General features: G+C 47.1%; 9 protein-coding genes. 7 read left to right on the forward strand and 2 right to left on the reverse strand.

Going from position 1 to position 15608, the window contains the following annotated elements:
- Positions 1-12 precede the first annotated feature (12 nt).
- From NNC77_RS07090 to NNC77_RS07120, 7 genes are all read left to right on the forward strand, one after another.
- Positions 13-1800: a SusD/RagB family nutrient-binding outer membrane lipoprotein gene (locus NNC77_RS07090; protein ID WP_006847804.1), complete on the forward strand. Its 1788-nt coding sequence runs from the start codon at positions 13-15 to the stop codon at positions 1798-1800.
- Between the two features lie 77 nt (positions 1801-1877).
- Positions 1878-2876, forward strand: a complete 999-nt coding sequence (locus NNC77_RS07095) for a hypothetical protein (protein WP_254986866.1) — start codon at positions 1878-1880, stop codon at positions 2874-2876.
- Between the two features lie 51 nt (positions 2877-2927).
- Positions 2928-5246 (forward strand): glycoside hydrolase family 3 N-terminal domain-containing protein, encoded by a 2319-nt coding sequence (locus tag NNC77_RS07100; RefSeq protein ID WP_118154673.1) that lies wholly within the window; start codon positions 2928-2930, stop codon positions 5244-5246.
- A gap of 192 nt (positions 5247-5438) precedes the next feature.
- Positions 5439-6752 (forward strand): DNA recombination protein RmuC, encoded by a 1314-nt coding sequence (locus NNC77_RS07105; RefSeq protein ID WP_254970616.1) that lies wholly within the window; start codon positions 5439-5441, stop codon positions 6750-6752.
- 305 nt (positions 6753-7057) lie between these two features.
- Complete coding sequence (locus NNC77_RS07110) at positions 7058-8647, forward strand: mannitol dehydrogenase family protein (RefSeq protein WP_254970618.1); 1590 nt, start codon at positions 7058-7060, stop codon at positions 8645-8647.
- 33 nt (positions 8648-8680) lie between these two features.
- Positions 8681-9952 carry a mannonate dehydratase gene (gene uxuA / locus NNC77_RS07115; protein ID WP_006847799.1) on the forward strand — a complete coding sequence of 424 codons (1272 nt, stop codon included), beginning with the start codon at positions 8681-8683 and terminating at the stop codon, positions 9950-9952.
- A 291-nt stretch (positions 9953-10243) separates the two neighbouring features.
- Positions 10244-11674 (forward strand): AAA family ATPase, encoded by a 1431-nt coding sequence (locus NNC77_RS07120; RefSeq protein WP_118081741.1) that lies wholly within the window; start codon positions 10244-10246, stop codon positions 11672-11674.
- On the opposite strand, the gene NNC77_RS07125 is transcribed toward NNC77_RS07120, so the two are convergent.
- Both NNC77_RS07125 and NNC77_RS07130 read right to left on the reverse strand, forming a co-directional pair.
- Entirely contained in the window at positions 11658-12077 is a 420-nt protein-coding gene (locus NNC77_RS07125) for a hypothetical protein (RefSeq protein WP_153084220.1), read from the reverse strand. The genes NNC77_RS07120 and NNC77_RS07125 overlap by 17 nt on opposite strands.
- A 913-nt stretch (positions 12078-12990) precedes the next feature.
- On the reverse strand, positions 12991-15486 hold the full coding sequence (locus NNC77_RS07130) for a GH36-type glycosyl hydrolase domain-containing protein (RefSeq protein WP_254970621.1): 2496 nt from the start codon (positions 15484-15486) through the stop codon (positions 12991-12993).
- Positions 15487-15608: the final 122 nt, after the last annotated feature.

Here is a 15608-nt window from a genome sequence, read left to right on the forward strand (position 1 = left end):
AGACAAGAAAAAATGAACAATATAATCAAGAAATATATAGGCAAAGGCGGTTTCGCCATGGCTATGCTGTTGATGGCTACTGGCGGTGTGATGACTTCTTGCTCAGACGATATGATGGAGCGCACCAACACCGATAAGACCAAGGTGAACCAGCTGGACCCTAATGCGCAGTTGACAACATCTTTGTTGCAGACTTATGGTGACTTTAGTTTGATGGATACCTATCGTAACTATATCACTGGTTTCACTCAGCATTTTGCTGGTGGTTGGAATGTGACCAATTACGCAGGTGCCGTACATCATGAGGATGATATTGCCCGCCGTATCTGGGACCGTTATTATGAGGTGGCTATCAAGAATCTCGTAGATGCCATCCACAAATCTGAGGACAAGGCTAACCTGAATGCTGCCCTCCGCATCCATCGTGTCTATCTACTTTCTGTATTGGCAGATACTTATGGTGACATTCCTGCTTCAGAGGCAGGTTTGGGTTACATCTCAGGTATTTCCAATCCTAAGTATGATACCGTAGAGGACTTGTATGGTTGGTTCTTCACCGAGTTGGATGCTTGCGAGCAACAGTTGGGTACTGGTACCGACCATATCTCTGGCGATGTTACCAGCATGGGTGGTGATGTGGCTAAATGGAAAAAATATGCCAACTCTCTGCGTATGCGTTATGCGATGCGTATCTCTGATGTAAATCCAAGCAAGGGCCAGGAAGAGTTTGAGAAGGCGATGAACCATGCCGATGGCTATATTGCATCAGCTGCTGACGATGCTTATATCAAGTATGCTGATTCACCTTATACCTATTATGATGGTGCCAACGACTACGACTTCCGTACCAATGCCTTGGGCGAGATTCTCTATGGTCAGGATCCATCGTCGCCAACTTTCGTCAGCTCGACATTGTTCTATCAGTTGCAGAATACAGGCGACCCTCGTCTCTATCGCATCTGCCGTCACTACTACAATATCAAGCGTAGCCAGGTGAAGCCTGACAAGGAGCAGAACATCGACCTTACCGATGAGGTGTTGGCTTATTTCCAGCGCAACAATATCGGTGAGGAGCCATGTAATACAGGTTCGGCGTGGTATGAGAACTGGATGAATGTTGCTGATGCTGCTGAGTTCCCTACCTTGGCAAAACTTGCTGAGCAGGATGCCAACAGTTATGACAACTCCGACTATCGTGCCCGCTTGATGCGTCCTTGCTTGAACATCGATTTCGAGATGCCTTCATGCCCTGGTATCCTCATCACTTCTGCCGAGGTGGATTTCCTTTTGGCTGAGGCTAAGACCAAGGGATGGAACGTAAGCGGTGATGCCGAGAGCCATTACGAGGCTGGTGTGCGTGCTTCCATGGAGATGCTCAACAATTATTATCTTACATCCAATAAGATTTCTGAGGATGAAATCAATGCGTTTATCGCCAACAATCAGTTGGGCGAAAATCCAAAGCAAACCATCAACACACAGGCTTGGATTCTCCACATGATGAACCCATCTGAGGCTTGGGCGAACATGCGTCGCTCCGACTATCCTGCCTTGTTGGATCGCAGTCGTTTGGCGACATTCCCTGGTGATGGTTTCGTATATGACGACCCTAATATGTCAATGCCTACTCGCTTGCGCTATCCTGAGTTGGAAGGTCAGTACAACAGTGTGAACTATAAGGCTGCCATCGAGCGCATGGGTGGTACTGATGACTGGCACAAGAAGTTGTGGTGGGATAAGTCGGATGTCAACGTACAGGGCGACTTCAATCCTCCTTACGGCAAGGGCTACATTAAGTAATTAAGAATTAATAATTAAGAATTAATAATTAGGGGCTGACGCCTTTATGAATAAATATTATTAAGATGAAAAAGATAATGAATCAATATATGGGTAAGGTGTTGAAGTCATGGATGATGCTTTTCGCCATTAGCTTCGCACTCGCAGGCACTGCTACACTGTCTTCTTGCTCTTCTGACGATGAACCATACTTCACTGTCAGCGAAGATGACAATCCACGTATCTTGAACACCGACTTGGCTGATTCCAAGATAGACCGCAAGACTAATTATAAGTTGGAAATCAAGGTGACTCCTGTTCACTACACCACTGTGACATGGTTGCTCGACGGCACTCAGATTGCCGAAGGTACTACTATCGACCAGCCTTTGCCTTTAGGTGATCATGAACTGAAGATTGTGGCAACCACCACCAAGAATAAGACCACATCCCGCACCTTGAAAGTTACCGTGACTCCTGCTGCCGATGACCCAGCTTTGGGTACCAATGCCAGCGAGCTTTGGGTGGCTCCAGGTGAGGAGACCACCATCCACAAGTGTAGCAATCTCGGTACCATCACCAAGGTATTCGTGGGCGGCAAGGAAGTGGCCTTCGAAATCTTGGAAGAGGGCACAGCCATGAAGCTCACCGCTCCTGCCGATTTGGAGAATGGCGACTATGCCATCACGCTCGTGGATGGCGATGGAGTGGAGTTCCCTGGCGGCACCATCAAGGTAACCTCCGAGCCTAAGCCTTCTATGGAGAATGTGCTCTGGGAAGGTCATCACTATGTATCTTGGGAATTGGGAGATGGTGACCCTAACAAGAGCTTCAACCTCATCACTAAGGACCAGGTAGCTAAGTGGAAGGAGGGGCAGACCCTCCGAGTTTACTGCTCGATGAAGGATGACGATGCTTACCATCAGATCAAGCTTGCCACCGGCTGGTGGACCGACTTGACTTCTCCATACGAGTTTGGTGAGGGCAATGTCGTGAAGTTTGAGTTGACCCAGGATGCACTCGACAAGATGGCTGCAGAGGATGGGTTCATCTGTGTGGGACATGGCTATTATGTAGATAAAGTAACTATTGAATAATATATTAGAAAGATTTCCGTTTTTAACATAAAACGTCAAACCTTTGAATTTATGAAGAAAATTTTATTATCTATTTCATTGTTGGCATTGGCTTATACAGCCAGTGCCAATGTTCCGGTTATCAAGAGCGACCCTAAGATTGAGGCTCAGGTAGAACAAACCCTGAAGAAACTCACCTTGGAGGAAAAGATAGGTCAGATGATGGAGCTGGTGACCGACCTCTTCGGTGCCAACGACAAGAACGGTGTGTTCTATATCGACGAGCACAAGACCGATTCTATCCTTTCCCGCTATAAGATCGGCTCTATCCTCAACGCTCCAAATACCTGCGCACCAACCGCCAAGCAGTGGGAGAAGTACATCGCGCAAATCCAGAAGATCTCGATGAAGCGCATCGGTATCCCTTGTGTCTTCGGTCTCGACCAGAATCATGGTTCTACTTATACACAGGGCGGAACCCTCTTCCCTCAGAACATCAATGTGGCTGCCACTTTCAATCGTGAGATAGCTCGCCGTTCGGCTGAGGCTACCGCTTATGAGACTCGTGCAGTGAGCATACCTTGGACTTACAGTCCTACCGTTGACCTCGGTCGTGATGCCCGTTGGCCTCGCATCTGGGAGAACTTTGGTGAAGATTGCTACCTCAGTTCAGAGATGGGCAAGGCGATGGTCTATGGTTTTCAGGGTGAGGACCCAAACAACATCGACCAGTATCACATTGCTACTTCAATGAAGCACTTCATGGGATATGGTGTGCCTTGGACCGGTAAAGACCGTACGCCAGCCTATATCTCTCCTGCCGACTTGCGAGAGAAGCACTTCGCTCCTTTCCTGGCGGGTCTGCAGGCTGGAGCCTTGACCGTGATGGTGAATTCCGCTTCCGTCAACGGTATGCCGATGCATGCCAACAAGGACATCCTGACAGGATGGCTGAAGGAAGAGACTGGATGGGATGGTGTGCTTATCACCGACTGGGCAGACATCAACAATCTCTATACTCGTGAGATGGTGGCAAAGGACAAGAAGGATGCGCTCCGCATTGCCATCAATGCCGGTATCGATATGATTATGGAACCTTATTCTTGTGATGCTTGTGGCTATCTTGTAGAACTGGTGAAGGAAGGTAAGATTCCGATGAGTCGCATCGACGATGCCTGTCGCCGTGTGCTTCGCATGAAGTACCGTCTCGACCTCTTCAAGAACCCAACCCAGAAACTGAAGAATTATCCTAAGTTTGGTGGTGAGGAGTTTGCCAAGCTCGCCTTGGAGGGAGCTACCGAGAGTATGGTGCTCCTGAAGAACGAGGGTAATATCCTTCCTTTGCAGCATGGCAAGAAGATACTCCTTACGGGTCCTAATGCCAATCAGATGCGCTGCCTGGACGGTGGATGGAGCTATACCTGGCAGGGACATCGTGCCGATGAGTTTGCCGGCAAGTACAATACCATCTATGAGGCATTCTGTAATGAGTATGGCAAGGAGAATGTCATCTTGAACCAGGGTGTTACCTATAATGAGAAGGGAAAATACTGGGAGGAGAACGAACCTCAGATTCAGGGGGCGGTGGCTGCAGCGAAGGATGCCGACGTCATCGTGGCTTGCATTGGCGAGAACTCTTATACAGAGACTCCGGGCAACCTGACCGACCTTTGGCTCTCAGAGAACCAGCGCAATCTGGTCAAGGCTTTGGCTCAGACAGGCAAGCCTGTCATCTTGGTGCTGAATGAAGGCCGTCCTCGTCTCATTGCTGACATCGAACCATTGGCACAGGGCATCGTCAACATCCTTATCCCTGGCAATATGGGCGGCGATGCCTTGGCAAACCTGGTATCGGGCAAGTCAAACTTCAGCGGCAAGATGCCTTACACCTATCCTAAGGAAATCAATTCGCTCGCCAACTATGACTTCAAGAAGAGTGAGGAGGTGGGTACGATGGAAGGTGCTTACGACTACAATGCGAAGATTACCCAGCAGTGGGGCTTCGGATATGGTTTGAGCTATACCTCTTACAAATATAGCAACCTGAAGGTTTCTCAGTCTGATTTCCGCCACGGCGACATCATCAAGGTGAGCGTGGATGTGAAGAATACGGGAAAGGTGGCAGGCAAGGAGAGTGTTCTCCTGTTCAGTAGCGATCTCATCGCTAGTATGGTGCCTGATGGCCGTCGTCTCCGTGCCTTCGACAAGGTGGAACTTCAGCCTGGTGAGACCAAGACCATGATATTTGAATTGAAGGCAGACGATTTGGCCTTCGTAGGTTGGAATGGCAAATGGAGATTGGAGGAAGGCGACTTCAAGTTGATGATAGCCGACCAGAGTGCTGATATCCATTGCACTGATACTTATCAGTGGCCTACTGCCAACCGATAATGTATATTTAAAAGATGATTTAAAGAAAAGAGCGTGCCAGGAGTGGTGCGCTCTTTTTGTTTGCATCGTAAAATGCAGAAGAGTTAAATATCTACAAGAATCCCCCATGATGTTTGGTGTTATGTCTTGAAATGATTACTTTTGCAAATCATAATTTTTGCAGATTTACAGAATCATTCAAAACAAGGATAAATGGAAATAGTAATTGGAATCATCATAGGGCTTGCCATCGGATTCTTCGTAGGAAAACTGATGGAAGCAAAATGTGCGGGAGAGGAGAAAACACAGCTCGTAGCGAAGGCTCAGGTGCTGGCGGCTAACATTGAACAGATAAAACTACATCATGCTTCTGAGCTTCAATCAATGAAATCTCAAATGGAGAACGAGCGGCTGTATGCGGCGAAACTCAGGGCGGAAAGCGACCAGCAGTGGGCACAGAAACTCGAGAGCCTGAAGCAGGAAATGCAGCGAATGACGATAGAACAGCAGAAGGTGGCGGCTGAGCAGTTGGCTGCCAAGCAGTCGGCTCTGCAGGAAAACAACCGTCTGCAGATGGATGAACTCCTGAAACCTATCAAGGAACAGTTTGCTGATTTCAAGAAATCGGTAGAGGAGAGCAAAACCCAGAACGAGGTGAACAAGAAGGAACTGCAGAACACCTTCGAGGCAACGATGAAACTCTTCCAGCAGGAACAGCAGCAGGCTGTACTGAACCTGAAGGAGCAGACCGAGAAGATTGGCTCCGATGCTGCTAACCTGACCAAGGCATTGAAGGGCGACAGCAAGATGCAGGGCGACTGGGGCGAGATGGTGCTGGAAACCATCCTGGAGAACAGCGGACTTCGTAAAGATGAGGAATTCTTCATTCAGGAGAATACGAAAGATGAAGAGGGAAAGAACTATCGTCCGGATGTCATCGTCAGATTCCCGGAAGGCAGAAGTGTGGTCATCGATTCCAAGGTTTCGCTTACCGCCTATTCCGATGCTCTGGCAGCTGAAGATGAGGCTGAACAGGAACGCCTGATGAAGGCACATGCGCTGAGCGTACGAAAGCACATCGATGAACTGGCAGCCAAAGACTATTCCAAACTGGTGGATGATGCCATCGGCTTCGTACTGATGTTCATTCCTAACGAGACCAGCTATATCGCAGCCATGAAGCAGCAGCCTGACCTCAGCCGTTATGCTTATCAGAAGAAGATTATCATCATCTCACCAAGCAATCTGCTCATGGCACTCCAGCTTGCCTATAATCTCTGGCAGTATGACCGGCAGAACAAGAATGTGGAGAAAATCGTAAAGACGGCTGCTGACCTGTATGATAAGGTGGCTGGCTTCGAAGATACTTTCCTGGGCATCGGCGATTTGATAACCCGTCTGTCCGGAACCTTCGACAAGGCAAAGAAGCAACTTTACGACGGAACAGGAAATGTGATGAGAAGAGTGGAAAGCCTGAAGGGACTTGGCGTTACGCCGAAGAAACAAATCAAATCGCTGGAAGAATAGAAAAGCAGATTAAATCGCTGGAAGAAGAGGAAAATATAAAAAGAAGAGGATGTGGGGGCGAGAACTTACGTCCTCTTTTCTGTTTTTCTGATGTAACCCTTTTTTATTTGATGTAACATAATCGTTAAAAACTGGTTCATCTGATCCGTGACGTTTGCCTTTTCGTTCAAATATATTTGCAAATCGTTCATTTTATGAAATTATAGCCTTTAAAATGAGCGGGTTTCGATTTTTCTTTGTATTTTTGCCACGCCTATTTGGAAAGATAGGCGAGTACATGAAACAATCAAAAAAACTGTATAATCATGAAACTGAACGAAATTCTTTCAGACAGCTTTAATGCTGCAGAATGGGAAGCTAAGGGTTATGAGCTTCCTAAGTATGACATCGCAGCCGTAGCTAAGAAGACTCACGACGAGCCTACTTGGGTTCACTTCGGTGCAGGTAATATCTTCCGTGCGTTCCCTGCTGCTATTCTTAACGATGCACTTAACACCGGCAAGTACGATCGGGGTGTTATTGTTGCAGAAAGCTTCGACTACGAAATTATCGACAAGGCTTATCGCCCTTACAATAATCTCTCTCTTCTCGTCAGCCTCCAGAGCAACGGAACCATCGAGAAGAAGGTCATCGCTTCTATCACAGAAAGCCTCAAGGCGGATAAGCAGTTTGGTGAGGACTGGGCCCGATTGGTTCAGATTTTCCAGGCTCCAAGTCTGCAGATGGTAACTTTCACCATCACAGAGAAGGGATATTCTTTCAATGATGCCGATTTGGCACGTGGTCTTGATGCAGTATTTGCTATGGGTAAGCTTACCGCTCTTCTCTATGAGCGTTATAAGGCAGGCAAGTTGCCACTTACTCTTCAGTCTACCGACAACTGTTCTCACAACGGCGACCATGTTAAGGCTGGCGTAAAGGCTTATGCTGAGCGCTGGGCACAGGATGGTATCGTAGAGGCTGGTTTCGTAGATTATATCAACGATAGCAGCAAGGTAACCTATCCTTGGTCTATGATTGATAAGATTACTCCTCGTCCACACGAGAAGGTACAGGCGATGCTCGCTGAGGATGGTTTCGAGGATAACAATACGATTATCACCGAGAAGCATACTTTCACCGCTCCTTTCGTAAATGCCGAGGAAGTGCAGTATCTCGTTTGCGAGGATACTTATACCAACGGTCGTCCGCCATTGGAGTTGGGCGGTGCGCTCTATACCACCCGCAAGACCGTGGATGAGGTTGAGACCATGAAGGTAACCACCTGTCTGAACCCTCTCCATACAGCGATGTCAATCTATGGTTGCATGCTCGACTATACCTTGATTTCTGCCGAGATGGCTGATGAGGACCTTCGTGCCTTCATCCAGAAGATCGGTTATATCGAGGCAATGCCAGTAGTAACAGATCCAGGTGTATTGAACCCATACGAGTTTATCGGCACTGTTATCAACAAGCGTCTGCCTAACCCATTCATGCCAGATGCTCCTCAGCGTATCGCTACCGATACCAGCCAGAAACTCTCTATCCGTTTCGGTGAGACTATCAAGAAGTATATCGACCGCGGTCTCGACAAGAGCAATCTCGTGTTGATTCCTTTGGTATTGGCAGGTTATGCCCGTTATCTCAAGGCATTGGATGATAACCTGAAGCCATTCGAGCCATCTTCTGACCCATTGTTGGCAGAGCTACAGGCCATCGTAGCTCCTCTGGAGGTAGGCAAGGCAGATCAGGACTATTCTTGCCTGAAGAATCTCTATTCCCGCAAGGATGTATTCGGACTCGATCTCTACGAGGCTGGCTTCGGCGAGCAGATTGAGGGCATGGTGAAGGAACTCTTTGCCGGCAAGGGTGCCGTAAGACAGACATTGCATAAATATGTTTCTGCAAGATAATTCATTTTTAAACTTATACATTATATAATATATATGGAAAGAACATGGCGCTGGTTTGGCAAGAAAGATAAGATCACTCTTGCACAGTTGAAACAGATAGGTGTTGAGGGCATTGTTACCGCATTGCACGATGTTCCTCTGGGCGAGGTTTGGACACGCGAGAAGATTCATGAACTCAAGGAGTACATCGAGTCTTATGGTATGAAATGGAGCGTGGTAGAGTCTTTGCCTGTGGTTGAAACCCTGAAATATGGCGGTCCTGACCGTGATCATCAGATTGAGGTTTACAAGGAAAGTCTCCGCAACCTGGGCGAGGAAGGCATCAAATGCATCTGCTACAACTTCATGCCAGTCTTGGATTGGGCACGTACCGATTTGTCTCACGACAATCCTAACGGAGCCAACAACCTCTATATGAACTGGGGCGAGTTTGCCTACTTTGATATCTATATCCTGCAGCGTGAAGGCGCTCGTGAGGATTGGGCTGAGTTCTCTAAGGAGCACAAGTGGGGCAGAGACCTCGTGGCTGAGGCTGATGAAATCAAGAAGACTTCTACACCAGAGCAGGATCATGCCTTGGTAGAGAACATCATCATCAAGACCCAGGGCTTCGTATCCGGTAACTTCAGCGAGGGCGATTCAGCTCCTGTCCAGAAGTTCCGCGACCTGTTGAAACTTTATGATGGCATCGACAAGAAGAAGTTGCAGGAGAACATGAAGTACTGGCTGGAGGCTATCATGCCTATCTGCGATGAGTACGATATCAATATGTGTGTTCACCCAGACGATCCTCCTTATCCTGTATTCGGTTTGCCAAGAATCATCGGTCGTGCCGAGGATATCCAGTGGATGCTCGATGCTGTGCCAAACAAGCACAATGGTTTGACTTTCTGTGCAGGTTCATTCTCTGCCGGCGAGCACAACGACTGTGTGGCGATGGCAAAGCAGTTTGCTGACCGCACTCACTTTGTTCATCTGCGCTCTTGCTACATCTTTCCTAACGGCAACTTTACAGAGGCTTCTCACTTGGGTGGTCGCGGCCATCTCATTGAACTTTGCCGCATCTTCGAGAAGGCAGAGCAGGAAGGCAAGTGCAATTCCGGCCGTCGATTGCCAATGCGAGTAGACCACGGTATGACCTTCACTGATGAGCCAGGTGGCGTATTCGATGAGAGCAATCATGGTCACAATGCCGGTTACACTCTCCTCGGCCGTATGTTTGCCATGGGGCAGATTCAGGGTGTCATCGCAACAGTAGATGATGAACTGGGCATTGAGTACAAGCAGCCGGGATTCTATGATTAGTTGATAGCTTATAGTTTATAGTTTATAGTTTATAATTTATAGTTATAGGCTTAGGCTATTAAGTGATTTGAAATTCAGGTTAGATAAAATACGAAAAGGCTAGTGTGCGTTTTTGCATGCTAGCCTTTTTTGTGCTGATTTTTTGGCTATTGGCTAAATATGCCGCTCATTTTAGCCAATAATGCTTAAAAATAGGTATTATTGGCTGAAAATTATATAAGAAATAGCCAATAATTACTTTTTTCTTGCTATTTTTGCAAATGGTTAGAAATTAAAGCAGGAGAATAAGAAATGAAGAATAATATCATAGGCAGAAAGAGTGAACAGGATACCTTGGCACGTATATACGAGTCAAGGCAGTCGGAATTTGTGGCAGTATGCGGACGCCGCAGAGTGGGGAAAACGTTTCTTGTGCGCGAATATTTTGAGCAGGAAATGGTGTTTCAGACATCAGGATTGGCGGGCGGAAACACACAGGAGCAGTTGAAAAACTTCTTTTATACGCTTCGACGTTATGATAGGAATGTAACCTCTGTTCCCCACGACTGGCTCGATGCTTTCGAAATGCTTATCACTTATCTTGATTCTTTAAACGGGATAGAACGTAAGGTGATTTTTCTTGATGAACTGCCTTGGATGGATACTGCAGGCTCTAATTTTATCTCTGCCCTGGAGCATTTTTGGAATGGATGGGCCTCTGCACGTCGCGACATCGTTCTCATTGTCTGCGGCTCTGCCACTTCCTGGATGATGGATAAACTTATCAATAACCATGGCGGACTTTATGGTCGTCTTACTCATCGTCTTTTCCTGCAGCCTTTTTCTCTTGGGGAGTCGGAAGCATTTCTGAAGACCAAGGGGATGATGTTGTCCAGATATGAACTGGCTGAACTTTATATGATATTAGGAGGAATTCCGTATTACCTGAATCTTTTGGACGAGCGGTTAAGTTTGGCTCAGAATATAGACCGTCTGCTGTTCAATCCCAATGGTCAGTTGTACAATGAGTTTACGATTCTCTATCGCTCTCTGTTTAAGGATTCTGAGGCATACGTCAAGGTGGTAGAATGCCTGAACGAGCGTGGTTATGGTATGATGCGCTCGGAAATAGCCGATGCTACAGGGATGAAGTCGGGCAAATCGTTGACTACGATTCTCGACAATCTGGAATCTTGCGGTTTCATCAGAAAGTATGTCAACTATGGCTGTTCTACCCGAAAGTCTCTCTATCAGTTGGTAGATTTCTTCACCTTGTTCTATTTCCGTTTCCTGCGCGATAGTTCATTCCGTAATCTTCTGTATTGGAGCAAGTTGCAGCGCACGCCCCGTTTTTATGCCTGGGCTGGAGTCTCTTTCGAGATATTGGCGATGAATCATATCGACCAGGTGAAGCAGCGGTTGGGAATTTCTGGTGTGTCTACCCAGTTATATTCCTGGCGAAGCAAGAGTGATGCCGGGGCGGCGGAGCGGGCAGCCCAGATAGACATGGTGATAGAGCGTGGTGACAATACCATTAATCTTTGTGAAATGAAGTTTTCGGAAAGTGAGTTTGCCATCAATAAGGATTACGAGAAGATTCTGAGAAACAAGATTGTCCGCTTTAGGGAGGAAACAAAGACCCGAAAGTCGATACAGCTGACGTTTATCAGCAGTTACGGTCTTCAGCGGAATATGTATTCGGGCATTGCCCAGAATGAAGTGGTGCTTAATGATTTGTTTTAAGCACCACCTCCTCAACATACTTCACCAGCGAATCCTTGCCGTTATGCAGATAGAAGTCTACACGAACCACGTGGTTGATGTCGGCATTGCCCTTCACCTTTATGTGTCGGGTCTTGCTGTACATCATCGTGTCGCGGCGTGAAGGATAGGATACGAGCTCGATGAGGTCTTTGGTAGAATTGCTGCCCACATAATAGATACCTACACTGTCTTTTCCGTTCTTGATGGCAGCAATCTTCGCCATCTTCTTGGCATGAGCCGCAGAGGTATCTATCGGGTAAAACTCGCTGGCAGCTACCGTGTCGCCGTCATGCTGGTCGGGTGCAAACTTGCAGCTGGTACCCATCGTAGTGATAAAGGATGCAGCAGCCAGGGCTGCCACAAAGTATAATATTTTCTTCATTGTTATTTCCTTTCTTTTCTTTAAAGAATCCTGTTTTGTTCGCAAAATGCGTTATCGGCTGCAAAAGTACAAAAAATAACTCGAAAAGCCATACCTTTTTTATCTTTTTCCTTTTAATACTTCGGATGGAGAGACGCGTGCAGAAGCTGGGCGGGAGGAGTTATGGGGATAGTATGGAAGAAGTTATGGGGATGACATGGAAGGAGCGGTATGGAAGGTGTTAGAAGGTATGGTAGATATGGATGGAATGGAAGGAATGGATGGAATTCCGTGCAAAGATACAACTTTTCTCTGATACTGCCAAATTTGGGGGTGTGATAAGGAAATGTTTGAACTATGCTTTCAGATTGAAAGTAGTTAAACTTCCTTACTCATAGTTTTGCGGGTGACAACTCATAGTTTTACGGGTAGCAACTCATAGCTTTGTTCTCTTAAAGTATAGAGTTAAGCAGTAAATCAGGTGTTTATGAGGGTTGTGATGTTTTTACTGCAATGACTCAGTTCCTCAATAACTCAGTTCCTCAGTTTTTCTCTGACCCTTCACTTTTGTCTTTATTTAGAAGTTTATTATATATATATTTATATATATATAATAATATATAATATATAACAATTTAAAACAACTTTGAACTATAAGGGCTATATACCCCTAGAAAAAAACTGAGGAACTGAGTTATTGAGGAACTGAGTCAATGATAGAGACTTAGAATCTTACTCTTGATACTGTTGAATATGTGCTTATGTTAAAAGTTAAGTATCAGATTATCAGATAAATAAAACACTTGACCCCCTGAAATAAGGGGTCAAGTGTTTATTGTGATACCCATACGTTGTGAAACACGACGTATGGGTATGAAAAAGAGTTTCGTTACATTGAACTTTCAAATCGTAACTTGATAAAATCTGGCTGATTTTACATCTCAACCACTACTTCATGCTTGCCTTCAGAGCAAGGAATGATGGTGCCTGAGATAGGAGTGCCATCCACTGTAATCTGCTTCACACCCTTCTGGTTTCCGCTAGGATTCTTTACTGTGATATGGTATTCGCCACCACGGAACTTGCGGGTTACCTCATACTCCTTAGCGGTGCTTGGGAGACAAGGATCGATGAGCAAACCTTCATAATCTGGCTTGATGCCGAGGATGAATTCTGATACTGTATACCACATCCATGCCGCTGTACCGGTGAGCCAGGAGTTCTTTCCTTCGCCCGGTTTGGCTGCATCCTTACCGGCTACCATCTGGCAGTTTACGTAAGGTTCTACCTTGTGAAGTGTCTGATATTTTTCCTCTACATAGCTAGGCAGAATCTTGGTATAATGGCTCCAGGCATCGTTGCCTCGACCGGCTACAGTCTCTCCGATGATGACCCAAGGATTGTTGTGGCAGAAGATACCGGCATTCTCTTTGTAGCCTTCAGGATAAGAAGAAATCTCACCCATTTCTACATGATAGGTAGTGTAGGCTGGGTTGTTCAGTACCAGTCCGTGCTCGCATTCCAGTCGTTTCTTGCTGCTATCCAGTGCTTTATCGCAGAGTCCTTCTTTTAGGCCGATACCAGCCATCGTACACCAGCCCTGGCTCTCGATGAAGATTTTGCCTTCCTCGTTCTCATCACTACCAATCTTGTTGCCGAAGAAATCGTAAGCGCGGAGGAACCATTCACCGTCCCATCCATGCTGCTTCACAGCCTCGTTCATCTCATCTACAGCCTGCTGCATGCGCTCGGCTTCTGTCAAATAATCTTCCTCTGCAAGACCGGCTATTTCGCCCTCCTTGCTTTCCAAGGCTTCCTTGGCAAGCTGCTTGCACAGAGCCACATAATCCTTGCCGGTAACGACGAACAGACCGGCTATCATCAGACTCTCTGCCTTGCTTCCTTCGCCCTTGTTTTCGGTGGTCTGGAAACTCTCGTTAGGGTCCCAGGAGAAGCAGTTCAGGTTCAGACAGTCGTTCCAGTCGGCTCTTCCGATGAGCGGCAACTTGTGTGGACCCAGGTTGTTGATAACATGGTTCATCGAAATCTTGAGGTGCTCGAAGAGGCTTACTTCTGTGCCTGGCTGGTTGTCGAAAGGCACCTGCTCAGCGAGGATAGAGAAGTCGCCCGTCTCCTTAATATAGGCTACGGTACCGAAGATGAGCCAGCATGGGTCGTCGTTGAAACCGCCGCCGATATCGTTGTTGCCGCGCTTGGTGAGTGGCTGGTACTGGTGATAGCAGCCGCCGTCAGGGAACTGGGTGCTGGCGATATCGATGATGCGCTGGCGGGCACGGGTAGGTATCTGATGAACAAAGCCTACGAGGTCCTGGTTGGAATCGCGGAAGCCCATGCCTCGACCGATGCCGCTCTCGAAGAAACTTGCCGAACGCGACATACAGAAGGTGATCATGCACTGATACTGGTTCCAGATGTTCACCATGCGGTCTAACTTATCGTTGCCGCTCTTCACGGTGAAGATGTTCAGCAGGTTATCCCAGTACTGGTTGAGTTCTGCGAAGGCAGCATCCACCTTTTCGGTGGTATCAAACTTGGCGATAAGCTGATGAGCTTTCTCCTTGTTGATTACCTTCTTGGCGCTGAACTTCTTGTCCTGTTCGTTCTCCACATAGCCCAGCAGGAAGATGAGGTCGCGGCTCTCGCCTGGCTGCAAGGTAACCTCGATGTAATGAGATGCGATAGGGCTCCATCCGTGGGCAAAACTGTTGCGTGGCTTGCCTTCTATCACGGCTTCCGGCTCAGCAAACTCGTTGTAGAGTCCGATGAAGCTCTCGCGGTCGGTATCGTAGCCCTGAATCTCGGTATTCACTGTGTAGAAAGCATAGTGGTTGCGGCGCTCACGATATTCGGTCTTGTGATAGAGGGTAGAGCCTTCTACCTCTACTTCGCCCGTAGAGAAGTTGCGCTGGAAGTTCTCCATGTCGGTAGCAGCATTCCAGAGGCACCACTCTGCAAAGGAGAACACCTTGAGGGTCTTCACCTCCTTAGTCTGGTTCTTCAGCGTCATCTTCTGCACCTCAGCCCATGTATGGAGGGGTACGAAGAAGAGCACACTTGCCTCTACGCCGTTCTTGCTGCCCGTGATGCGGGTATAGTTCATGCCGTGGCGGCACTCGTAGCTGTCGAGCGGTGTCTTGCAAGGTTTCCATCCCGGGTTCCATACGGTATCGCCATCTTTGATATAGAAATAGCGACCGCCGTTATCCATCGGCACTCCGTTGTAACGGTAACGTGTGATGCGGCGGAACTTGGCATCCTTGTAGAACGAATAACCACCTGCTGTGTTGGATATGAGCGAGAAGAAATCCTCGTTACCCAAATAATTGATCCAAGGCCATGGGGTCTTTGGGTCAGTAATCACGTATTCGCGATTGGCGTCATCAAAATGACCATACTTTTTTTCTGCCATTGTTTTTTTAATGTTTATTTCTAGGTAAAATATATTATTTTCGTGCAAAGATAGTAAAAAGTTTCAGTTTCGGGGTTAGAAAACAGTTTTTTTTTGTATTTTTGCAATGAAAAGTTTGATGA

Origin of the sequence: Segatella copri (assembly GCF_024330485.1) — a bacterium.
Classification (GTDB): domain Bacteria; phylum Bacteroidota; class Bacteroidia; order Bacteroidales; family Bacteroidaceae; genus Prevotella; species Prevotella copri_L.